The following is a 22,011-nucleotide window of genomic DNA, read 5'->3' as shown; positions in this document are numbered from 1 at the left end:
TGGGCGATGCGGATCGTCGGCGCGCTGGCGCTGTTGATCGCGACGGTCGCGGCCGTGCTCGACAGCGACATCGGCCATCGCTTCGTCGCCGACCGCGTCAACGCGCTCGCGCCCGCCAACGGTCTGCGCTTTCACCTCGGCCGTATCGACGGGTCGCTGTACGGCAAGGCCGAGCTGGTCGATTTTCGCCTGAGCGATCCCGACGGGCTGGTGCTGGCGGTGCCGCGCGCAACGCTCGACTGGAATCCGTTCGCCTGGGTGTCGAACCGGCTCGACATTGACGCGCTCGACATACCCCAAGCCACGCTCGCCAAGCTGCCGCGGACGATCGACACCGGCAAGCAGGGGCCGATCCTGCCCGACTTCGACATCGCGATCCGCCGGTTGCGCGTCTCGCGGCTCGTGGTCGCGCCGCGGGTGACGGGGCGGCTGCGCTACGGACGGCTTCAGGGCCGCGCCGACATCCGCTCGGGCCATGCCGCGGTCGATCTCGCCGCGCTGATCGAAGGGAGCGACCGCGTGACCGCGCGGATCGACGCGGTGCCCGATGCAGGACGCTTCGACGTCGACGTGCACGCCGCGGGTGCTGCGAACGGTGTGCTGGCGCAACTGACGCGCCTCAGCCGCGCGGTCACGCTCGACGTTGACGGGGTGGGTGACTGGCAGCGCTGGCGCGGGCGCGCGCGCGGGCAGGTCGGCGGCGCGCGCGTGCTCGACCTCGCGCTCGGCAACGACGCGGGCCGCTACACGCTGACGGGAACACTCGCGGTCGCGGGCATCACGCGCGGCAAGCTCCAGGCGCTGACCACGCCGCGCGTTGCGGTGAACGGCAGCGGCACCTTCGCCGATCGTCGGCTGGACGGCACGCTGTCGCTTCGCTCCGCCGCGCTCGCCGCCGAGGCGACGGGCGTGGTCGATCTGGCGCGAAGTCGGCTCGACAATGTGCGCCTGCGCGCGCGGCTGCTCCGGCCCGAGGCGCTGTTCCGCAACATGCGGGCGACCGACATGGAGCTGCGCGCGATCCTGAACGGGCCGCTTCGCGCGTTCACGTTCGATTACCGCATCACGGCACCGCGCTTCTCGTTCGATCAGACCGGGTTCGAGCAGGCGCGCGCGGCGGGACGCGGGCGCTGGTCGAAGTCGCCAATCACGCTGCCGGTCCGCTTCACCGCCGCGCGGGTGACCGGCGTTGGCAACGTCGCGGGCGGCATCCTGCGCAACCTGAGTGTCGACGGCACGCTGCGGGTTACGTCGAAACTGGTGACGGGCGACGACCTGCGGCTGCGCTCGGACAAGCTGACCGGGCGGATAAACCTGCAGCTCGACCTGTCGAACGGGCAGTTCGACATCGGCGTCAACGGCGCGCTCGGCCGATTGCTGATCCCCGGCCTCGGCGTGGTCGACGTGCAATCGCGATTGAGCGTCGTGCCGGGGCCGGGCGGCAAGGGCACGCGCGTCGTCGGACGTGGCAGCGCGCAGGTCGTGCGGCTCGACAATGCGTTCTTCCGCAGTCTGGCGGGCGGGCTGCCGCACGTCGAGACGCTGCTGGAACGCACGCCCGATGGCGTGCTCCACTTCTCCAACCTCGTCCTGACCGCGCCGCAGATCAGGCTGGCGGGAAGCGGCTTTCGTCGCCGTGACGGCACGTTCCATTTCGAGGGCGCAGGCACGCAGGCGACCTACGGCGCGCTGACTCTGAACCTCGACGGACAGATCGAGCGGCCGGTGATCGATCTCGTTTTCCAGCGGCCGAACGCGGCGCTGGGCCTGACGGGGGTACGCGCCCACCTCGATCCGACGCCTGCCGGGTTCGCCTTTACCGCCGCAGGGGGCTCAAGGCTGGGACCATTCACGACCGAGGGACAGATCCTGCTGCCGAAGGGCGGCACCGCGCGGATCGCGGTCGCTCGGCTGGATGTGAGCGGGACGCGCGCGAGCGGCGCGCTCGACATCGTGCCGAACGGCTTCGCTGGCCGCCTGACGGTTGCGGGTGGCGGTATCACGGGCACACTCGACTTCGCGCCGCAGGGGACGATCCAGCGCATCGTCGGTGCACTCGACGCGCGGGCGGCGCGACTCGGCACCGTGTCGGTGCGACAGGGACACGTGGATTTCACCACCTTGCTCGACCCCGCCGGCACGCGCGTGACCGCGACGGCGACGGGCAGCGGCCTGCGCCGCGGCTCGCTCAGCATCGCGCGGTTCGCCGGCACCGCGTCACTGAACGGCGACGCCGGCGAAGTCCGCGCCTCGATCGCGGGATCGCGCGGTGCGGGGTTCCAGATCCAGACGGTGACGCAGATCGCCGCCGACGGTTACACCGTGCAGGCGCAAGGGAAGGTCGGCAACCAGCCGATCCGGCTCGACACGCCCGCGCGGCTGCGCCGCGACGGCGACGACTGGCTCCTCGCGCCGACCGCGCTGTCGTTCGCGGGCGGCAAGGCGCAGGTGTCGGGACGGTTTGGGGCAGTCGACACCGCAGTTGACCTCACCGTCGACACGATGCCCTTGTCGGTGCTCGATATCGGCTATGCCGGACTCGGTCTCGGCGGCAATGCATCGGGTTCGCTGCATTATTCGGCGCGGGGAAGCGACGCGCCGACCGGTCGCGTCAACATGACGGTGCGCGGGCTGACGCGCTCGGGGCTGCTGCAATCCTCCACGCCGATCGATCTGGGGATCGCGGGCGTATTGACCGCCGACAAGGCGGGCGTGCGCGCCGTCATGGCGTCGAACGGGCGCACGATCGGGCGCGCACAGGCGCTGCTGCGGCCGCTGGGGCAGGGTGACGCGGTCGAGCGGCTGACGGGTGCGGGACTATTTGCGCAGCTGCGCTATTCCGGCCCGGCGGATACGCTGTGGCGGCTGACGCGGGTCGAGCTGTTCGACCTTGCCGGACCCGTCGCGATCGCCGCCGACGTGTCCGGCAGCGTGCGCGCACCGCAGATCAGGGGGCAGGTGAGGGCGACCGGCGCGCGGATCAGCAGCGCGACGACGGGCACCGCGCTCACCAACGTGCAGGCGGCGGGCCGCTTCGCCGGATCGCAATTGCAGGTGCAGAGCTTCACCGCCGACGCCGGGCGCGGGGGGACGGTCACCGGCACCGGCCGGTTCGATTTCGCCGGCGCGAAAGGCGTCGCGCTCGATCTCAGGATGCAGGCGAACCACGCGGTGCTGATCGACCGCGACGATATCGGCGCGACGGTGACCGGGCCGGTGACCTTCACCTCCGACGGGTCGGGCGGGCGGATCGCGGGCGACGTGCGGCTCGACGCCAGCCGCTACCGGCTCGGTCAGGCGACCGTCGCGAGCGCGCTGCCGCAGCTAAACGTGCGCGAGATCAACTTGCCCGGTGGTGGCGAAGCCGACGATGACACCGGACCTGCACCTTGGACGCTCGCGGTGCACGCGCGGGCGAAGGGCGGGTTGATGGTCAGCGGCCTCGGCCTGTCGTCCGAATGGTCGACCGACGTGAACATCGCCGGCACCCCCGACAATCCCGCGATCACCGGCCGCGCCGACCTGATCCGCGGTGATTACGAGTTCGCCGGGCGCGAGTTCGAGCTGGAGCGCGGCGTGCTGCGTTTCGGCGGTGAGGTGCCCGCCAATCCCGCGCTCGACATCGAGGCGAACGCCGATTCGACGGGTCTGCGCGCCAGCATCCGCGTGACGGGTGTTGCGCAGAAGCCCGAGATCACGTTCAGCAGTGTGCCCGCGCTGCCGCAGGACGAACTGCTGTCACGGCTGCTGTTCGGCACCTCGATCACCAACCTGTCCGCGCCCGAGGCATTGCAGCTCGCCGCCGCGGTGGCAGCGTTGCAGGACGGCGGGAACGGCATCAACCCGATCAACGCGGTGCGCCGCGCGGCCGGGCTCGACCGCCTGCGCATCCTGCCGGCCGACCCGCAGACCGGGCAGGCGACCTCGATCGCGGCGGGCAAGTACGTGACGCGACGGCTGTACGCAGAGATCATCACCGACGGGCAGGGCTATTCCGCGACCCGGGTGGAGTTCCAGGTCACGCGCTGGCTGTCGCTCCTGTCGTCGATCTCGACGCTCGGCCGGCAGAGCGGCAACGTGCGCGTGTCGAAGGATTATTGAGCCGCCGGCTCCCGCCCGGGCGTGGGCGGGAGCGTCAGTCAGTCACAATCCGTCGATCATCTCCGACAAGACTTCGAGGCAGGACACGCCGAGCCGCTTCGATCGCTCTGGGCTCCAGCCGAATTCAGCGTCCGGGTTCGGATCGTGATCCTTGAACGGCATCTCCAGCGTCACCGACACCGCGCCGAAGCGCTCGGCGAGCTGGTTGGTCGACATCGACAGGTTCGCCTTGCCCGCCGCCGACTTGTCGTAACCGAGCTCGGTCTGGAAATCGGGCGTGTGTGCCGCCAGGCGCCGGCCGAAATCGTAGAATTTGTCGCCGTGCGCGTCGGTCCACGACGGAATGCCTTCGAACCCTGCGATAAAGTTGGCGGCAATGGCTTCGTCGCCGTGAACGTCCATCGCGAAGGTGACGCCGGTGCGGTCCATTTCGGCGAGGACGCAGAGCACCTCAGGGCTACGCTCGGCACTCGGCGCGTGCCACTCGCGGTTGAGGTTCACCCCCGCCGCGTTGGTGCGCAGGTGGCCGCGGCGCGTGCCGTCGGGGTTCATGTTGGGCACGACGTGGACTGTCGCCTTGTCGAGCAAAGGCCGCGCCGCATCGCTGGTCAGCCAATCGAGCGCGCCCTCCATCCACCATTCGGTCATCGATTCGCCCGGATGCTGGCGGCCGTAGAGCCACACCTGCTTCTCGCCCGACCCGACACGGAGATAATCGATGGCCTGCCCGTCGAGCGTCTGGCCGATCTCGCGATGCGTGACACCGGGGCGCGCGGCGATTCGCGCGATCAGATGCGCGTGCATCTCCATCGTATAGGGGGCGAAATAAGCGAACCAGGCGAGGTCGCCGCTGCCATCCCAGTCGAACTCGAGCACGCCATTTTCGTAGCGTGTGTCGATCATCCGCCAGTGAACCAAGTCGGTCGAGGCGCGCGTCTTGTACCCCGGCCACCCGAACGGATAGGCCGATTTGCCCGCGTTCAGGATGCGAAAGGTCGTCGCACGACCTGCAAGCCCGGCCGCGCGAAAGTAGAACCATTGAAAGAAGTCCGACTGGTGATCGTTGACGATCTCCAGATCGACGTGAGTGTCGCTAACGGCGACGACGCGGATGTTGCCGCCATCAAAGGCGGCGTTGATCGATAGGGTCATTGACCTTGCCTAGCTATTTCACCTCGATCGTGCGACCCGATTCGCCGGGGAAGCCAGTGAACAGCGCGCCCGCGAGCCGCTGCGCGATCGAGGCGGCGTCGGCAGTCGGCGCGCTGACATCGGTCAGCGATTGCGCCTGACCTTCCCAGATCGCGTCGGGGCCCTTGCGGATGCGCACCGACAGCTCGGTTACGACGCCCTCGCCACCACCGCCGCCGCCGACCGGGAAGCCGACGCCCGCACCGACCCCGCCGCCGCTGCGCCAGCCGCCGCCACCGACCCCGCCGCCAAGGCCGATCGAGATCGGCGAGCGGCGTCGCGGCAGCGATTGCGGCGCGCGGGTGAAGCCCACGGTCGCGATATATTCAGCGGTCGTGCCCGGCGCGGGGTTGGTAAAGCCCTGCCGCAACAACTCGCTCTGCACTGCGGCGGCGTAGGTCTTGTACTCGATGCTGGGCGTCGTGGGGCCGGCCAGCGGCTCGACCGAGATCGTGCCGCGCTGCGTCACCGGGTCGTAGTGGAAGCGGGTGGCGGACACCGGAAAGCGCTGCGGCCCGGTGGCGCAGGCCGACATCATGGTGGCAGCGGCGAGGGCGGCGATGGGCAAAGCGCGCATGAGGCGTCTCTCCTGGAAAGGGTCGTTTCGGTGCAGTAACGCCGCAGGCGCGCGCAAGCTCCCAGCCGGTGCAGCGCGATCGTGCACGGGTGCATTCCGCCGCGCGGTTGACTTGCGCGCCCGGCTTCACTAGGCGGCGCGCTTCCTTATTCTCACACGAAACACGTTCCCAAAGGCGCACCATGAAGATCCGCAACAGCTTGAAGTCGCTCAAGGACCGCCACCGCGACAATCGCGTGATCCGTCGCCGCGGCCGTACCTACGTCATCAACAAGACGAACCGCCGCTTCAAGGCACGCCAGGGCTGATTCGCCCGGCGCTGATTCGTTCGGCACGGTTGAGATAAAGCGGTTCATGCCCGTCACATCGGTGATCTTCGATGTCGGGCACGTCCTCTACGACTGGGACCCGCGGGTCCTGTACGAGCGCCTGTTCGACGACGAACGGGCGCTCGACGCGTTCCTGCGCGACGTCGCCACGCGCGAGTGGCATTTTCAGCACGACGCCGGGCGCCCCTTCTCAGAGACGTCGGCCGAGCTGATTGCGCTCCACCCCGAGCATGCGGAGATGATTCGCGCCTGGGGTCCGCGCTTTTCCGAGCAGATACCGGGGCCGATCGCGGGCATGCCGGCAATCGTCGAGGAACTGGACGCGAACGGCGTGCCGCTGTTCGCGATCACCAACTTTTCGGGCGAGTTCTTCGCACCCTTTCGTGCACGCGAGGCGGCGCTGTTCGACCGCTTTCGCGATATCGTTGTCTCGGGCGACGAGAAGCTGATCAAGCCCGACGTCGCGATCTACCACCTAGCGCTGCGCCGCTTCGGCGTGGCGGCGGATGAGACGATCTTCGTCGACGACAATGCGGCGAATATCGCAGGCGCGCGCGCGGTCGGCATCCACGCGCATCATTTCCGTGATGCCGAGACGCTGCGTGCCGAGCTGACCGAGCTGGGACTGCTGCGCTGAGCCAGCCGGCCGCGAGCGCCAGTACAGGGGGCGGGCACGTGCCGCTGCGTCACCTGCTGCTCGGGCTCGCCGTGGTGGTGGTCTGGGGCACCAATTTCGTCGTGATCCGCGTCGCGCTGGAGCAATTGCCGCCGCTCGCCTTTGCGGCACTGCGCTTCACGCTCGCCTTCCTGCCCGCCGCCTTGTTCATCCGTCGCCCGGCGGTACGCTGGCGCGATCTCGCCGCTTACGGCGTGCTGATCGGCGCGGGTCAGTTCGGGCTGCTATTCATCGCTATGAACGGGATGATCTCGCCCGGGCTCGCCAGCCTGGTGGTGCAGAGCCAAGTGTTCTTCACGATCGCGCTCGCGATGGCGTTCCGCGGTGAGCGGGTGAAGCCGGTGCAGGTGCTGGCGCTCGTCATGGCGACCGCGGGGATCGGCGTGATCGTCGCGCACGGCGGTGGGGCGGCGACGCCGCTCGGCCTCGTGTTCGTCATCGCGGCGGCGCTCAGCTGGGCGGGCGGCAACCATGTCGCGAAGGCGAGCGGAGTGACCGACATGCTCGCCTTCGTCGTGTGGTCGAGCATGTTCGCGGTGCCGCCGCTGGTCGTAGCCGCGCTGCTGCTGGAAGGTGCTGGGCCGATTGCGACCGCGCTGGCGCACGCGACGTCGGGTGCCTGGGCAGCGGTGGTGTGGCAGTCGGTCGGCAATTCGCTGTTCGGTTATGCCGCCTGGGGCTGGCTGCTCGCGCGCCATCCGGCGGCGACGATCACGCCGCTCGCGATGCTGGTGCCGGTGTTCGGCATGGGGGCGAGCGCGCTACTGCTGGGGGAGCCGCTGCCGGGATGGAAGCTGAGCGCGGGCGCGCTGGTGCTCGGCGGGCTCGCGCTCAACATCCTGTGGCCGCTCGCCGGGCGTATCCCGTGGCGCCGCGGCGCGGGGGCCTAGCCGGCCGCCAGAATCTAGTCGACCGTCAACACCTCGATCGCGTCCTCGCGTCCGTTGAAGGCGACCGTCTCGCCCGCCTCTGCTCCCATCAATGCACGCGCGAGCGGGGCGGAGAAGGGGATCGCGCCCGCTGCCGGATCGGCCTCGTCATCGCCGACCAGCGTGACCTGCCGTTCCTTGCCGCCGAGCGTGAAGGTCACACGATTGCCGAAGCCGATCGCGCCATCGGAGCGCGGCGCCGTCTCCACCGCGGTCACCTGGCGCGTCTGCCAGTAGCGCAGGTCGCGGCGCAGTTTCTTGACCTCTTCGGCGTCACCCGTTTCGACGATCTGCCGTTCCAGAGCGGCGATGCGATCGTCGATCAGCGCGCGCCCGCGCGGCGTCACCAGATTGGGTCCGGACGGCAGCGGCAGCTCGAACGTGGGTTCGAGATGCTCGTCGTCGCTTTCGCGGCGAAAGGCGACGCTCATCCGAGCTTGCCGAACTGCGCCTCGTAGCCCGCGCGGTCGCCCTTCGCGAGGAAGCGCGCCTGTTCGCGCCAGCGGTCCCGCTCCATCCGACCCTGGAACGCGCCGAGCTTCGCGTCGAGCTCGGCGGCCTCCGCGTCGTCGAGCCAGGCGAGCTGGTCGACCTGCGTGATGCCGAGCTCACCCAGACGCGCCGCGATCTTCGGACCAAGGCCTTTCAATTGCGTGATCGAACCATTGCCCGGTGTCGTCGCGGCAGGAGCAGGAGCAGGCTCGCCCGCGCCGGGCGCATCAGCCGCGGCGCTCGCGGGTGAGGCGTCGAGCGGAGCGGCCGCCGCGATCGGCTCGTCGGCGAGCGGTCGCTCGCTCGGCTGCTCGTCGGACAGGCGGTCATCCGTCTGATCTTGGTGGATCGTCTCGGTCGGCGCCTCGGGCGACGTTGAGGAAGCGAGCGGCGCAGCGTCGTGACCGTCACAGTCGCCGGCTTCCTCCGGTTTCTCGGGCGCGAGCGTCGAGGCCGCGTTTCGCGGCGGCGCGTCGGTGAACGACTCACCCGCGTTGTCGGCCTCGCGTTCCTCGACGCCGTCCTCGCGCAGCGCGTCGATCCGGGCCTGCTCTTCCTTCTCGGCGGCGCGGCGCGCGCTCTTCAGCCGCGCGCCCTTGATCATCCCCAGGATCGTCAGGATCGCGAGCACCGCGACCAGCCCGAGCGCGACCAGCACCAGCACGCTGTCCTGCGAGAACGGTATCATTGCGTAATTGTCCATGCGTCGGGAACGTAGAGTGCGCTCGTTATGTCCTCAAGGCAGCGCTTGCTCATCCTCGCGCGCGATCTCGCGCCAGCCGATGTCGCGGCGACAGAAGCCGGTCGGGAAGTCGATACGGTCGACCGCGGCGTAGGCGGCGGTCTGCGCCGCACGCACGCTGTCGCCGGTCGCGGTGACGGCGAGGACGCGCCCGCCGCTCGCCACCAGCTGCCCGTCCTGCAGGCGCGTACCCGCCTGGAACACGCGTGCGCCGCCCGCTTCCGCGTCCGAGATGCCACGGATCGCCCCACCGGTTTCGGGCGTGCCGGGATAGCCGCGCGCCGCCATCACCACGGTCAGCGCGATCTCGTCGCGGAAACGCGGCGCGGGCAGGTCGGCGAGCCGCCCTTCGGCGACCGCGAGCAGCACTTGGACCAGATCGCCGTCGAAGCGGGCCATCAGCACCTGACACTCGGGATCGCCGAAGCGGACATTGTACTCGATCAGCTTGGGCCCGTCCGCGGTCAGCATCAGCCCGGCGTAGAGCACCCCGACATAGGGTGTGCCCGCCGCCGCCAGCGCGTCGATCGTCGGGCGGACGATCTCGCCCAGCGCGCGTTCCTCGTCTTGCGGGGATAGACACGCGGCGGGAGAATAGGCGCCCATGCCGCCGGTGTTCGCGCCCGTGTCGCCGTCGCCGACGCGCTTGTGGTCCTGCGCCGATCCGAATGACGCGCTGCCCGTGCCGTCGCTCAGCACAAACAGGCTGGCTTCTTCGCCCTCCAGGAACTCCTCGATCACTGCCTCGGCGGGGCCGTGCGCGAACAGGTCGCGGATCGCGGCTTCCGCCTCGTCGCGCGACATTGCCACCGTCACGCCCTTGCCCGCGGCGAGGCCGTCTGCCTTGATGACGCAGCGGCACGTGTCACCGTCCGCGAAGTCGTCGAGGCAGGCGAGTGCGCCGTCGCGCGAGGTGACGCGGAAATAGCGCGCGGTCGGAATGCCCACGCGTGCGCACAGATCCTTGGTGAAGCCCTTCGATCCCTCCAGCTTCGCTGCCTCGCGGCCCGGACCGAACACGGGCACGCCGATCGCGCGGACGTTGTCGGCCAGCCCCTCGACCAGCGGCGCCTCCGGCCCGACCACGACCAGCCCGATCTGCTGGCGCCGTACGAAGTCGATCACCGCGCGGTGGTCCGCTGTATCCAGCTCGGCGATCTGGGCGTGCTCGGCGATCCCGGGGTTGCCCGGCGCGGCGAAGAGCGTATCGAGACGGGGCGACTGCGCCAGCCGCCACGCCAGCGCGTGTTCGCGGCCGCCCGACCCGATCAACAGGATATTCATGGCCGACCCCCTTTTCGATACGTCCGTGGACGCTGCGGCAGGGCGGCTGGTAGCCGAGCCGGTCGCGGGCGACAATGCGATGGCGCTGTCGGTCGGCGAGCTGTCGGGCCGGCTGAAGCGAATGGTCGAGGGCGAGTTCGGCCACGTCCGGCTGCGCGGCGAAATCTCGGGCTACAAGCGCGTCGCCTCGGGCCACTCGTATCTGGCGCTGAAAGACGACAGCGCGGTGATCGACGGCGTGATGTGGAAGGGCAACAGCGCGAGCCTCGCCTTTCGGCCTGAGGACGGGATCGAGGTGATCGCCACCGGGCGGCTGACGACCTATCCGGGCCGGTCGAAATACCAAATCATCATCGAGCGGATGGAGCTGGCGGGGGCGGGCGCGCTGATGGCGCTGCTCGAGCGCAACAAGGCGCGCTTCGATGCCGAGGGTTTGTTCGCCAAGTCGCGCGCGCGCCGGGCGCTGCCCTTCATGCCGCGCGTCATCGGCGTCGTTACCTCAGGCACCGGCGCGGTGATCCGCGACATTCTCCACCGATTGGAGGATCGCTGCCCGACCCATGTCATTGTCTGGCCGGTCAAGGTGCAGGGGCAGGGCGCGGCGGAGGAGATTGCGGCGGCCGTGCGCGGGTTCGATGCGCTGCCCGGCCGTGATGATGCGGCGCCGGGCGCTGTTGCGAAACCAGATTTGGTCATCGTGGCGCGTGGCGGCGGGTCGATCGAGGATTTGTGGGCATTCAACGAAGAGCCGGTCGTTCGCGCGGTCGCCGGCTGCTCGATCCCGATAATCTCCGCGGTGGGGCACGAGACGGACACGACCTTGTGCGACCACGCCGCCGACCTGCGCGCGCCGACGCCGACTGCGGCGGCGGAGATCGCCGTCCCTGTCCTCGCCGACCTGCGTTACACGCTCGACGCGATGAGCGCGCGCACCGCGCGCTGCGCCAGCCGCCATGTCGAGCGCGGGCGCGAGCGGCTGACCGCGCTCGCCAGGCTGCTGCCGTCGCGTGACCGGCTGCTGGGTCCGCAGCGGCAGCGGATGGACGAGGCGGCGACGCGCGCCGACCGCGCGCTCGAGCGTCGCGTCGCGAACGCGCGCGGCACCCTCGACCGTGTCGCGGGCGCGATCCGTCCGGCGACGCTCGAGCGTCGGCTGGAAGCGGCGCGCCGCAGCCTTTCCGATGTCGGACGGCTGGTCGAGAGCCTGAATCCCGATCGCATCCTCGAACGCGGTTACGCCCGCGTGACCACGCCGGCGGGTGCGACGATCACCAGCGCGCAGGCCGCACTCGACGCGGGCGCGTTGACGCTCCACTTCCGCCATCACGAAGTGGTCGACGTGGTCGTCGCCGGTACGGTTGAGGAAGCGCCCGCCCGACCCCAATTGCGTCGCAAGCCATCCACCGACGCCGGCAAGGCCGAGCAGCCGACATTACTCTGACGGAACAAGACCCCATGCTGATGTCCAACACCAACCGCCCGGCCAAGCTGCATTACATGGCGAACGGCTTTCGCGTGCTCAGTTCGGGCGATCACGTCGTCTGCGCCGCCTCGGGCGCGGCGATCGCGCTCGACGATCTGCGCTACTGGGATGTCGCCGGGCAGCGCCCGTTCGCGACCGCCGAGTTGGCGAGCGAGGCGATGCGTCCGCGCTGAGCGGGCGCGTCAGCGATCGCGCCGTACCTTGGCCGAGCCGTTGCCGTCGAACACCGCGAAATAGCTGCCGAGCACGCCGGCGCTGATCCGCACCTTCGTGCCGGGCTTGATCCGCGTGAGCATCAGCGTGCGGTCGTCGTCCTGCACCCAGCGCGCACCACCTTCGACCGTGAAGACGAGCTGCCCGGCGCTGTTCTTGGCCGAACTCGTCACCACCGTGTCGAGCCGCTTGAGCTCGGCCGACTCGCGCTTCGATGAGTCGCCGTCGTCCTTCCCGAACAGATTGCGCGACGGCAACGCGAAGCCGAACAGCGACCGGCGCGTCTCGCGCACGGCTTTCTCGTCGAGCACCACGATCTTCTTCGTCTCGGCCGCCGACGACAGCGCCGCGACCTCGCGGTCGAAACAGGCCAGCCGGTCGGCGTCGCGCGTAATCGCCCGGCACGCGATCAATGGATCAAGTGCCTGACTTTTCGGCGCATTCGCCGGCGCTGCATTTGCTGCCTGCGCTGCCAGCCCGATCATGACGCCGATCATTGCCATCTGCCCACCCTGTGTCTTTTCGGTGACGCTCGCCTCGGAAAGCGCTGCCGCATTGTAACGATGGATTTACAGGCGACACGATACGGCAGCAAGCAGGACATAACACGTCACGAAGTTGCGACCACAGCAATGTGCCGTGAAAGAACGGAAAGGGATCTCGGCAGTGAAGAAGCAATTGCTTGCCAGTTTGAAGGCGGGTGCGGCCCCGGTCATCATCGGCCTCGGCCTCATGTCCGCGCCGGCGTTCGCGCAGACGCAGCCTGACACGACCACGGGTACCACGCCGCAGACGGCGCAGCCGACCGCGGGTCCGGTCGAGGGCCTGAGCCCCGCCGACCAGGCGAACCCCGCCAGCGCGGACGGCAACAACGCCGCGGCGCAGGGCGGCGATATCGTCGTCACCGGTTCGCGCATTCCGCAGCCGAACCTGACCTCGAGCAGCCCGGTCACCGTCGTCAACCAGCAGGACTTCAAGCTGCAGGGCGTGACCCGCACCGAAGATCTGCTCAACTCGCTGCCCCAGGTGTTCGCCGACCAGGGTGGCTCGGTCTCGAACGGCGCCACCGGCACCTCGACCGTCAACCTGCGCAACCTGGGTGCGAACCGCACCCTCGTGCTGATCAACGGCCGTCGCCTCGTCCCCGGTGACCCGAGCGATTCGGCCGCCGACATCAACTTCGTTCCTGCGACGCTGATCAAGCGTGCGGAAGTGCTGACGGGTGGCGCTTCGTCGACCTACGGCGCGGACGCGGTCGGCGGCGTCGTCAACTTCATCCTCGACACTGACTTCACCGGCTTCAAGCTCGACGGCCAGTACAGCCTGTACCAGCATGACAACAACGCCGGTCAGGGCACGATCAACGCGCTGCGCAACCGCGGCTTCGGCTATCCGAGCGGCCCGGTCGCCGATGGCGGCACGATTGACGTCAGCGGCATCATGGGTACGTCGTTCGACGACAACCGTGGTCACATCACTGCCTATCTCGGCTATCGCAAGATCAACGCGGTGACGCAGGCAAACCGCGACTATAGCGCCTGCGCGCTCGCGTTCAGCCGCGCCGGCGTGCCCAGCTGCGGCGGTTCGGCCACCTCGGCCAACGGCACGATCTTCGACGGTCAGTCAAACACCTATCAGGTCGGCGCCAACTCGACGCTGGTCCCCGGCTCGACCCCGTACAACTACGCGCCGACCAACTACTACCAGCGCCCCGACGAGCGTTACACCGCCGGCTTCTTCGCCAATTACGAAGTGTCCGACTCGTTCAAGCCGTACATGGAAGGCATGTTCATGGACGACCGCACGGTCGCCCAGATCGCGCCGTCGGGTGACTTCGGCAACACCTACTCGCTCAACTGCAACAACCCGTTGCTCAGCGCGCAGCAGCGCAACATCATCTGTGCACCGACCAGCCTGATCGCGCGCTCGGTCGTGCAGAACCCGGACACGGGGGCGTACACCACCGTGGCGCCGTCCTATGCGGCGACGGGTGTCGTTTCGTCAGTGGCGCAGAACATCGCGTCATTTGGTGGTATTGCCGGCGTACCGGCCGATGCGTTTACGCCGTTCAACTTCATCGATACGACGACGGGTGGTACCTATAATCGCGGTTTCGCGCAGATTCTGCGCCGTAACGTCGAGGGTGGGCCGCGTCAGGACGACCTGCAGCACACCGCCTACCGCATCGTCGCCGGTGCGCGCGGTGACGTTGCCAAGGGCCTGACCTACGACGCTTATTATCAGTATGGTCGCACGAATTACTCGGAAACCTATCTGAACGACTTCTCGGTCACGCGCCTCGGCCGTGCGCTCGATGTCGTGTCGGTCAACGGTGTGGCGACCTGCCGCTCGGTGGTGGATGGCAGTGATCCGAACTGCGTTCCCTACAACATCTTCACGCAGGGCGGCGTATCGCAGGCATCGATCAACTATCTCGCGACGCCGGGCTTCCAGCGCGGTCAGGTGACCGAACAGATCGCGTCGGTGAACTTCACCGGCTTGCTGGGTGAATACGGCCTCCAGTCGCCGTGGGCGAACGAGGGCGTCGGCGTCAACTTCGGTGGTGAGTATCGTCGCGAGACGCTGAACCTCAACACCGACACGGCGTTCCAGACCGGCGATCTCGCGGGTCAGGGTGCGGCGACGCTGCCGATCAACGGCGCGTTCAACGTGTACGAAGCATTCGGCGAAGCGCGCGTGCCGATCATCTCGGACGGCTTCATCAACAGCCTCGCAGTCGAAGGCGGCTACCGCTACTCGAAGTACGAAGTGGGTGCGCGCGACTACAGCACCGACACCTACAAGGTCGCGGTCGATTTCGCGCCGGTGCGTGCGATCCGCTTCCGCGGCGCGTACAACCGCGCGGTACGCTCGCCGAACATTCAGGAGTTCTTCGCGACGCAGCGTGTGGTCCTGAACGGATCGACCGATCCGTGCGCGGGTCGTGTGCTAACCGCGGCGGATGCGGGCTGTCTGGCGCAGGGTCTGCGTGTCGGTCAGACCGTAGCGCTGAACCCTTCGAGCCAGTACAACGGCCTGATCGGTGGGAACCCGAACCTTATTCCGGAAACGGCGGACACGTACACCGCAGGTGTCGTGCTGCGGCCGGAGTTCATCTCGTTCCTGCGCAACTTCGCGGTCACGGTCGATTACTTCAACATCAAGGTGAAGGACACCGTCCGCCAGATCGGTCAGGACACGATCCTCGCGTCGTGCACCGCCAATGCGGCCTCGCCGTTCTGTTCGTTGATCAACCGCGACTCGACCGGATCGCTGTGGCGCTCAAGCCAGGGCTACGTCACCGACCTGACGCAGAACCTGGGTACGCTGAAGACCAGTGGCATCGACGTCGGCGCCAACTTCAATTCCGAAGTGGGCTCGGTCGGCACGATCTCGTTCAACTTCAACGGCACGTGGCTGAACGAGTTCAAGGTCAACAACGGTGTTGTCGAGACCTACGATTGCGCGGGTTACTACGGCACGCAGTGCGGCACCCCGGCACCGGAGTGGCGCCACAAGACGCGCCTGACCTTCACTCTTGCCGACGGCATCGGTATCTCGGGTCAGTGGCGTTACTTCTCCGCCGTTCGCATCGATGCGAGCAGCAACCAGGCCGCGTTGACGGGTGACTTCACCGCGTACAATGCGCGCATCAAGCCGCAGAGCTACTTCGATCTGGCGCTGACCGCGCCGATTGCGGAAAAGTTCAACTTCCGCTTGGGCGTGCAGAACCTGCTCGACAAGGATCCGCCGCTCGTCGCGGGTGCGGGCGCCTACGCGCAGCCGGCCGGCTTCGCCAACGGCAACACCTATCCGCAGGTGTATGACGCGCTCGGCCGCTACATCTACTCGGGTGTGACGCTAAACTTCTGATCGATCGATCAGCTTAGAGGGGGCCGGGATGTTTTCCCGGCCCTTTTTTTGTGCGCGCGAGGCGTTACCACATGCAGGCCATGTCCTTGCCCGATCAATCGCGACTTGCCGGTGGAGTGCTGCCGTTTGGCGGTCGAGCGGCTGCGGTGCTGAGCCCGCGCGACGCCGCGATGCTGGCGGAGCAGGCGCTGGCGCACGGCGGCGAGGAGCGGGTGGTCGAGCAGGTCGCGGCTGCAGCACGCCGCGCAGGCAGCGATCCGCGCCTGTGGCAATGGACCGCGCTGCTGCACCGTGCGCTCGACGATCGGCGTAGCGCACTGAACGCCTTCGCGACCGCGGCAAGGCTGGCCCCCAATGATGTGCGGATCGCGCACGGGCTGGCGCAATGCCGCTACGAGGCTGGGCTGCCGAGCCTAGAACAGTTCGATGCGGCGCTCGCATTGGCACCGTTCGACGGCGGATTGCTGCTCGGGCGCGCGGCGGCGCTGTTCTCCGCAGGCGAGGCAGCGCGGGCATGCGACAGCCTGGCGCAGGTGCTCGCGCAGGAGCCGAGGTGGATCGACGGGCAGCGTGAGCTCGCGCACCTGCTCTGGCTGCGCGGTGCAGGCGCGAACGCCTTCGCGCCGCTACGACGCAGCATTGCCGCGCAACCCGCCGAGCCGGCGAAGTGGCAGTTGCTGCTCGAACTCTTGCTGCAGGCGAAGCGGTACGACGACGTGTTGCGCACGGTGAGCGCGGCGCGGGCCAGCCTCGGGGATCAGCCGTTCGTGCGCGCGAGCGAACTTGCCGCACGCGCCGAAAGAGGATCGCTGTCAGCCGACGCCGAGGCGTTCTCCACGCCCGAGGCGGCGAGCGACTCGGTGATGGCGGTCTACCACCTTCGCAATCTTCTGCGCCACGGGCGGGTCGACCATGCGGCGCGGGTGATCGAGCCGTGGCTGGAGCGCCCGCAGTCGGCGTCCTTCTACCCCTATTCGTCACTGGTCTGGCGCCTGACCGGCGACCCGCGCCACGACTGGCTCGACGCGCAAGCGGGTCTCGTGCAGCAGCACGACCTGTCGAAAGTGCTGCCGCTCGACCGGCTGGCGGCGTTCCTGCGCGATCGCCACCACGCGGGCGGTCCGCACCTCAACCAGTCGGTCAACGGCGGCACGCAGACCGAGGGCATGCTGCTCGCGCGGATCGATCCCGAGATCGAGCAGTTGCGCGAGGAAATACGCGCGTGCGTGCGGCGCTACATCGATGCGCTGCCGCCGGCGGACACGCGCCATCCGCTGCTGGGCTCGCCACGACAGACGCGCCCGCGCTTCGCCGGTTCATGGTCGGTGCGGCTGCGTGGAGGCGGCCACCATTCGAGCCACGTCCACCCCGCCGGCTGGATCAGCTCGGCACTGTATATCAACCTGCCGGAACGAACCGCTGATGAGCCCGCGCATGCCGGCTGGCTCGCGATCGGCGCACCGCCGGCCGAACTCGGTCTCGACCTTGCGCCGACCGCGATGATTGAGCCGCAGCCCGGCAAGCTGGTGCTGTTTCCCTCGACGACGTGGCACGGCACGATGCCGTTCGCGAGCGGGGAGCGCCTTACCGTCGCGTTCGATATCGCCTATCCCGCGGCACCATGACGAGCATGAGAGAACAGGTGCTGACCGCTGCCGCGGCGGATTGGCGCGCAGGCGACCGGGGCGGTGCGCGGACGCGGTTGGCGGCGGCGATGGAGCAGCTGCCCGATGACGCGGTGCTGCCGGCGATGGCGGGGCTGCTCGCGTGCCAGAGCGGAGACCCGGCAGAGGGGTCGACGCTGCTGCGCCGCGCGGTGGCGCTCGATCCCGCCGATCAGGCAAGTCGCTTCAACCTGGTCGCGGCGTTGATCGACACGCGCGCGCTGGAGGAGGCAGACGAGGCTGCCCGGCTGCTCGACGAGGCGAACCCGCGTGCGCTCAGGGTGCGCGCCTATCTCGCGGCCGAGCGGGGCCGCCACGACGAGGCGGCGACGCGCTACGCCGCGTGGCTGCGGCTGCAACCCGGCGACGCGCAGAGCTGGAACAACATCGGCAACAGCTACACCGCGCTTGAGCGTCACGACGACGCGATCCAGGCATTCGAGCGCGCGGTGCAGATCGCACCCAAGGAGGTCGCACCGCACGTCAACGGAGCGAAGGCGCTGATCGCCGCCGGTCGCGACGAACACCGGCTGTCGTGGACCCGCCGCGCGGCCGGGTTGCTGCCACGCGACTATGACATCATTTTCCACCACGGCCTTGCCGAAGCGAACAGCAGGAACTTCGACCGCGCGGTCGAGACGCTCTCGCGCGCGATCACGGTCGCGCCGGAACGCGCCGACGCTTACGCCGAACTCGGCCTGTTGTATGAGAACCTGAACAGGGTCGACGACCTCGACCAGCTCGTGGCGCAAGCGCGCAGGAACAGCGTTGCGGACGAGCACGTCGCGCTGATCGCGGCATGGCTGTACCGGCGGCGCAACCGGCTGGACGAGGCGGCGCGCGAGGCGGATCGGATCGGCACCGACGTGGCGCCGGCGCGGCGGCATCATATCCGTGCCGACATCGCCGAGCGGCGCGGCAAGGCTGACGAAGCCTTCGCCGAATTCACCTTGATGAACCAAGCCGCGCTGGCTGGGGCGGGGGCGGGTGAAGAGCCGGATTACCTGACCCGCGTCCGTCAGGAAGGCGACGGGCGACTCGCCGCAACTGTGCGTGACGCGGCCACGTCAGCGGCGCGCACGCCGGCTTCGCCAGTCTTCATCATGGGATTTCCGCGCTCGGGCACGACCCTGCTCGACACGCTACTGATGAACGACCCGCACTTCCACGTGATGGAGGAACTGCCGATCGTCGGCACGATCGAGGCGGAGGCGCGCGCAGCCGGCGGGATTGACCGCGCTGACCCGGATCAGCTGCGGCAGCGCTATTTCGATTTGCTCGCGCAAGTCGCACCGAACGACCGCCATGTGGTGGTGGTCGACAAGTTTCCGCTCCACTTGGCGCGCGCACCGCTGCTGTACCGCATGTTCCCCGACGCGCGGATGATCTTCGTCGAGCGGCATCCGTTCGACGTCGTGCTGAGCTGCTTCATGGCCAATTTCCAGCTCAATTTCGCGATGCGGCACCTGACCTCGCTTCCTGAGGCGGCGGCGCTCTACGACGCGGCGATGACGAGCTTCGCGAATGCGGAGCGCCAGCTACCGCTCAGCGTGCATCGCTTCCGCTACGAGCGGCTCGTCGCCGATCCCGACGCGGAGCTGCGCGCGCTGATGCGTTTCCTCGACGTGCCGTGGAACGATGAGCTCCTCGACAATCAGGCGAGCGCCAGCCGCCGCGGCCATATAGCCACCGCCAGCTACTCGCAGGTGACCGAGCCGATCTACACGCGCGCGATCGATCGCTGGCGGCGCTACGAACGTTATTTCGGCGACGCTGCCGCGCTGTTGCGACCGTGGTGCGAGAAGCTGGGATACGAGGTGTAGGCACGTCCGGGCGGGCCAATCACGGCCTGCCCGGACGCTGGGCGCTTACGCCGCCGACAAGACGAGCTTGCCGTCACCCTCGTCGACGTGGACGGTCGTGCCGTCCTTGACCTCGCCGCGCAGGATCAGGTCGGCGAGCGGGTCCTGCAGGTAGCGCTGCACCGCCCGCTTCAAGGGCCGCGCGCCGTAGACCGGATCGTAGCCGACGCGCCCCAGCCACGCCCGCGCGGCGTCAGTCAGGTCGAGCGTCACCTTGCGGTCGGCCAGCAGGCGGCCGACGCGCGACACCTGGATGTCGACGATCGGTCCCATATGCGCCTGACCCAGCCGGTGGAACAGGATGATCTCGTCCAGCCGGTTGAGGAATTCGGGCCGAAAGTGCGCGCGCACCACGTCCATCACCTGGGGCTCGACCGTCTCCACGTCCGCGTCCTCGGGCATGTTGGCGAGGAATTGTGACCCGAGGTTCGAGGTCAGGATGATCAGCGTGTTGCTGAAATCCACCGTGCGGCCCTGTCCGTCGGTCAGGCGGCCGTCGTCGAGGACTTGCAGGAGCACGTTGAACACGTCTCCGTGCGCCTTCTCGACCTCGTCGAACAGCACGACTTGGTACGGACGCCGCCGAACCGCCTCGGTCAGCACGCCGCCTTCCTCGTAGCCGACATAGCCCGGCGGCGCGCCGATCAGCCGCGAGACCGCGTGCTTCTCCATGAACTCGCTCATGTCGATCCGCACCATTGCGTTCGGATCGTCGAACAGGAACTCGGCGAGGCTCTTGGTCAGCTCGGTCTTGCCGACGCCCGTTGGCCCAAGGAACAGGAAGCTGCCGAGCGGACGGTTTGGGTCCTGCAATCCCGCGCGCGCACGGCGCACCGCGGTGGAGACCGCGCGGACCGCGGCGGCCTGGCCGATGACGCGCTTGCCGAGCACTTCCTCCATGCCGAGCAGCTTCTCGCGCTCGCCCGCCAGCATCCGCTCGACCGGAACCCCGGTCCAGCGGCTGACGACGCCCGCGATATCATCGGCGGTGACTTCCTCGCGCAGCATCGCGCCCTGGGTCGTCGCCTGCGCCTCGGCGAGTTGCCGTTCGAGCGCGGGGATGCGGCCGTAGGAGAGCTCGCCGGCCTTCGCCAGATCGCCCTGGCGCTGCGCCTGCTCCAGCTCAAGCCGCGCGGCGTCGAGCTGTTCCTTCAGCTTCGCCTCGCCCGCAATCTTGTCCTTCTCTGCTTGCCAGCGCGTCGTCAGCTCGGCCGACTGCTGTTCGAGGTTGGCGAGCTCTTCCTCCAGATTGGCGAAGCGGTCGCGCGATGCCTCGTCGGATTCGCGGCGCAGCCCCTCGCGCTCGATCTTCAGGCGCAGGATGCGGCGGTCGAGCGTCTCGATCTCCTCGGGCTTCGATTCCACCTCCATGCGGATGCGGCTCGCCGCCTCGTCCATCAGGTCGATCGCCTTGTCGGGCAGGAAGCGGTCGGTGATGTAGCGGTTCGACAAGGTCGCGGCCGAGACGAGCGCACCGTCGGTGATGCGCACGCCGTGGTGCATCTCGTACTTGTCCTTCAATCCGCGCAGGATCGAGATCGTGTCCTCGACCGTCGGCTCGCCGACGAAGACGGGCTGGAAGCGCCGCTGTAGCGCTGGGTCCTTCTCAACGTGTTTGCGGTACTCGTCGAGCGTGGTCGCGCCGACGCAGTGAAGCTCGCCGCGCGCGAGTGCGGGCTTGAGCAGGTTGCCCGCGTCCATCGCGCCCTCCGACTTGCCCGCGCCGATCAGCGTGTGCATCTCGTCAATGAACAGGATGATGTCGCCCTCGGCGGCCTTGACCTCGTCGATGACGCCTTTCAGCCGCTCCTCGAACTCGCCGCGATATTTCGCGCCCGCGATCAGCGCGCCCATGTCGAGCGCCATCAGCGTCTTGTCCGCGAGGCCATCGGGCACGTCGCCGTTGGCGATCCGCAAGGCCAGCCCCTCGACGATCGCGGTTTTGCCGACCCCGGGCTCGCCGATCAGGACAGGATTGTTCTTGGTGCGACGCGCGAGCACCTGGATGGTGCGGCGGATTTCCTCATCGCGGCCGATCACAGGGTCGAGCTTTCCGTCGCGCGCCGCCTGCGTCAGGTCGCGCGCGAACTTCTTGAGCGCATCGTAGCGGTCCTCCGCGCTCTGCGTGTCGGCGGTGCGGCCGCCGCGCAGCTCGTTGATTGCGCTGTTGAGTGCCTCAGGCGTCGCGCCCGCGGCCTTGAGCGCCTTGCCCGCGGCGGTGTTCAGCGATAGCGCGAGTGCGACGAGCATCCGCTCGACGGTGACGTAGCTGTCGCCCGCCTTTTTCGCGATCTCCTCGGCCTGATCGAGCACGCGCACCGTGTCGGTGCCGAGCCCCGGTGGCGTCTGCGCGCCCGATCCGCTCACGGATGCGATCTTGGCGAGCGCGGCGTCGGTTTCGCTGGTGGCACGGCGCGCGTCACCGCCGGCACGTGCGATAAGCCCTGCGGCCATGCCCTGCTCGTCCTCGAGCAGCGCCTTCAGCAGATGTTCGGGCGCGATCTGCTGATGGTTCATGCGGATCGCGACGGTGCGCGCGGACTGGAGAAAGCCCTGCGCGCGGTCGGTAAACTTGTCGAGGTTCATGTCTGTCCC

16 protein-coding genes are annotated in these 22,011 nt (G+C 68.5%); 9 read left to right on the top strand and 7 right to left on the bottom strand.

Annotation, left to right across the window (positions count from 1 at the left end; genetic code table 11):
• The first annotated feature begins 6 nt into the window (after positions 1 to 6).
• Entirely contained in the window at positions 7 to 4,101 is a 4,095-nt protein-coding gene (locus BMW51_RS05705; RefSeq protein WP_093005060.1) for a translocation/assembly module TamB domain-containing protein, read from the top strand.
• A 42-nt stretch (positions 4,102 to 4,143) separates the two neighbouring features.
• On the opposite strand, the gene BMW51_RS05700 is transcribed toward BMW51_RS05705, so the two are convergent.
• Complete coding sequence (locus BMW51_RS05700; RefSeq protein ID WP_093004296.1) at positions 4,144 to 5,253, bottom strand: M14 family metallopeptidase; 1,110 nt, start codon at positions 5,251 to 5,253, stop codon at positions 4,144 to 4,146.
• Between the two features lie 13 nt (positions 5,254 to 5,266).
• Positions 5,267 to 5,869, bottom strand: a complete 603-nt coding sequence (locus BMW51_RS05695) for a hypothetical protein (RefSeq protein ID WP_093004294.1) — start codon at positions 5,867 to 5,869, stop codon at positions 5,267 to 5,269.
• 182 nt (positions 5,870 to 6,051) lie between these two features.
• Between BMW51_RS05695 and ykgO the strand changes: the two genes are divergently transcribed.
• Genes ykgO through BMW51_RS05680 form a run of 3 tightly spaced genes read left to right on the top strand, consistent with a single transcriptional unit; the run spans position 6,052 to position 7,764 of the window.
• Entirely contained in the window at positions 6,052 to 6,177 is a 126-nt protein-coding gene (gene ykgO, locus BMW51_RS05690) for a type B 50S ribosomal protein L36 (protein ID WP_003046794.1), read from the top strand.
• 46 nt (positions 6,178 to 6,223) lie between these two features.
• On the top strand, positions 6,224 to 6,835 hold the full coding sequence (locus BMW51_RS05685; RefSeq protein WP_093004292.1) for an HAD family hydrolase: 612 nt from the start codon (positions 6,224 to 6,226) through the stop codon (positions 6,833 to 6,835).
• Between the two features lie 38 nt (positions 6,836 to 6,873).
• On the top strand, positions 6,874 to 7,764 hold the full coding sequence (locus tag BMW51_RS05680) for an EamA family transporter (protein WP_093004290.1): 891 nt from the start codon (positions 6,874 to 6,876) through the stop codon (positions 7,762 to 7,764).
• A 14-nt stretch (positions 7,765 to 7,778) separates the two neighbouring features.
• Here the strand turns inward: BMW51_RS05680 and BMW51_RS05675 are convergent, their stop codons facing one another.
• Genes BMW51_RS05675 through purD form a run of 3 tightly spaced genes read right to left on the bottom strand, consistent with a single transcriptional unit; the run spans position 7,779 to position 10,321 of the window.
• Positions 7,779 to 8,234, bottom strand: coding sequence for a GreA/GreB family elongation factor (locus BMW51_RS05675; protein ID WP_093004288.1), 456 nt, complete (start codon positions 8,232 to 8,234; stop codon positions 7,779 to 7,781).
• On the bottom strand, positions 8,231 to 8,983 hold the full coding sequence (locus tag BMW51_RS05670) for a hypothetical protein (RefSeq protein ID WP_143051815.1): 753 nt from the start codon (positions 8,981 to 8,983) through the stop codon (positions 8,231 to 8,233). The genes BMW51_RS05675 and BMW51_RS05670 overlap by 4 nt, the downstream gene beginning before the upstream one ends.
• 48 nt (positions 8,984 to 9,031) lie before the next feature.
• Positions 9,032 to 10,321, bottom strand: a complete 1,290-nt coding sequence (purD, locus tag BMW51_RS05665) for a phosphoribosylamine--glycine ligase (protein WP_093004284.1) — start codon at positions 10,319 to 10,321, stop codon at positions 9,032 to 9,034.
• On the opposite strand from purD, the gene xseA reads away from it, so the two are divergent.
• Both xseA and BMW51_RS05655 read left to right on the top strand, forming a co-directional pair.
• Positions 10,320 to 11,762 (top strand): exodeoxyribonuclease VII large subunit, encoded by a 1,443-nt coding sequence (gene xseA, locus BMW51_RS05660; protein ID WP_093004282.1) that lies wholly within the window; start codon positions 10,320 to 10,322, stop codon positions 11,760 to 11,762. The two genes, purD and xseA, sit on opposite strands and share 2 nt — an antisense overlap.
• A gap of 14 nt (positions 11,763 to 11,776) precedes the next feature.
• Positions 11,777 to 11,977: a DUF2093 domain-containing protein gene (locus tag BMW51_RS05655; protein ID WP_093004280.1), complete on the top strand. Its 201-nt coding sequence runs from the start codon at positions 11,777 to 11,779 to the stop codon at positions 11,975 to 11,977.
• Between the two features lie 9 nt (positions 11,978 to 11,986).
• Here BMW51_RS05655 and BMW51_RS05650 read toward each other — a convergent pair whose 3' ends face one another.
• Positions 11,987 to 12,520: a hypothetical protein gene (locus tag BMW51_RS05650; protein ID WP_093004278.1), complete on the bottom strand. Its 534-nt coding sequence runs from the start codon at positions 12,518 to 12,520 to the stop codon at positions 11,987 to 11,989.
• A 163-nt stretch (positions 12,521 to 12,683) separates the two neighbouring features.
• On the opposite strand from BMW51_RS05650, the gene BMW51_RS05645 reads away from it, so the two are divergent.
• The 3 genes from BMW51_RS05645 to BMW51_RS05635 all read left to right on the top strand — a co-directional run bounded on the left by BMW51_RS05645 (position 12,684) and on the right by BMW51_RS05635 (position 19,377).
• Positions 12,684 to 15,890: a TonB-dependent receptor domain-containing protein gene (locus BMW51_RS05645; RefSeq protein WP_093004276.1), complete on the top strand. Its 3,207-nt coding sequence runs from the start codon at positions 12,684 to 12,686 to the stop codon at positions 15,888 to 15,890.
• A gap of 71 nt (positions 15,891 to 15,961) precedes the next feature.
• On the top strand, positions 15,962 to 17,515 hold the full coding sequence (locus tag BMW51_RS05640) for a putative 2OG-Fe(II) oxygenase (RefSeq protein ID WP_093004274.1): 1,554 nt from the start codon (positions 15,962 to 15,964) through the stop codon (positions 17,513 to 17,515).
• Positions 17,512 to 19,377, top strand: a complete 1,866-nt coding sequence (locus BMW51_RS05635) for a tetratricopeptide repeat-containing sulfotransferase family protein (RefSeq protein WP_093004272.1) — start codon at positions 17,512 to 17,514, stop codon at positions 19,375 to 19,377. Before BMW51_RS05640 ends, BMW51_RS05635 begins: the two co-directional genes overlap by 4 nt.
• Positions 19,378 to 19,422: 45 nt before the next feature.
• Here BMW51_RS05635 and clpB read toward each other — a convergent pair whose 3' ends face one another.
• Positions 19,423 to 22,002, bottom strand: a complete 2,580-nt coding sequence (gene clpB / locus BMW51_RS05630; protein ID WP_093004270.1) for an ATP-dependent chaperone ClpB — start codon at positions 22,000 to 22,002, stop codon at positions 19,423 to 19,425.
• Positions 22,003 to 22,011 lie beyond the last annotated feature (9 nt).

The sequence above is a fragment of the Sphingomonas palmae genome (assembly GCF_900109565.1).
Taxonomy (GTDB): domain Bacteria; phylum Pseudomonadota; class Alphaproteobacteria; order Sphingomonadales; family Sphingomonadaceae; genus Sphingomonas; species Sphingomonas palmae.
This window is presented reverse-complemented; position numbering and strand designations above follow the sequence as displayed.

What these genes read in the sequence shown, in the direction of transcription:
- BMW51_RS05650 (WP_093004278.1), bottom strand. Translation starts at nt 12,520, where the DNA reads ATGGCAATGATCGGCGTCATGATCGGGCTGGCAGCGCAGGCAGCAAAT.
- BMW51_RS05670 (WP_143051815.1), bottom strand. Translation starts at nt 8,983, where the DNA reads ATGATACCGTTCTCGCAGGACAGCGTGCTGGTGCTGGTCGCGCTCGGG.
- BMW51_RS05635 (WP_093004272.1), top strand. Translation starts at nt 17,512, where the DNA reads ATGACGAGCATGAGAGAACAGGTGCTGACCGCTGCCGCGGCGGATTGG.
- BMW51_RS05640 (WP_093004274.1), top strand. Translation starts at nt 15,962, where the DNA reads ATGCAGGCCATGTCCTTGCCCGATCAATCGCGACTTGCCGGTGGAGTG.
- purD (WP_093004284.1), bottom strand. Translation starts at nt 10,321, where the DNA reads ATGAATATCCTGTTGATCGGGTCGGGCGGCCGCGAACACGCGCTGGCG.
- clpB (WP_093004270.1), bottom strand. Translation starts at nt 22,002, where the DNA reads ATGAACCTCGACAAGTTTACCGACCGCGCGCAGGGCTTTCTCCAGTCC.
- BMW51_RS05695 (WP_093004294.1), bottom strand. Translation starts at nt 5,869, where the DNA reads ATGCGCGCTTTGCCCATCGCCGCCCTCGCCGCTGCCACCATGATGTCG.
- BMW51_RS05705 (WP_093005060.1), top strand. Translation starts at nt 7, where the DNA reads ATGCGGATCGTCGGCGCGCTGGCGCTGTTGATCGCGACGGTCGCGGCC.
- BMW51_RS05655 (WP_093004280.1), top strand. Translation starts at nt 11,777, where the DNA reads ATGCTGATGTCCAACACCAACCGCCCGGCCAAGCTGCATTACATGGCG.
- xseA (WP_093004282.1), top strand. Translation starts at nt 10,320, where the DNA reads ATGGCCGACCCCCTTTTCGATACGTCCGTGGACGCTGCGGCAGGGCGG.
- BMW51_RS05675 (WP_093004288.1), bottom strand. Translation starts at nt 8,234, where the DNA reads ATGAGCGTCGCCTTTCGCCGCGAAAGCGACGACGAGCATCTCGAACCC.
- BMW51_RS05700 (WP_093004296.1), bottom strand. Translation starts at nt 5,253, where the DNA reads ATGACCCTATCGATCAACGCCGCCTTTGATGGCGGCAACATCCGCGTC.
- ykgO (WP_003046794.1), top strand. Translation starts at nt 6,052, where the DNA reads ATGAAGATCCGCAACAGCTTGAAGTCGCTCAAGGACCGCCACCGCGAC.
- BMW51_RS05685 (WP_093004292.1), top strand. Translation starts at nt 6,224, where the DNA reads ATGCCCGTCACATCGGTGATCTTCGATGTCGGGCACGTCCTCTACGAC.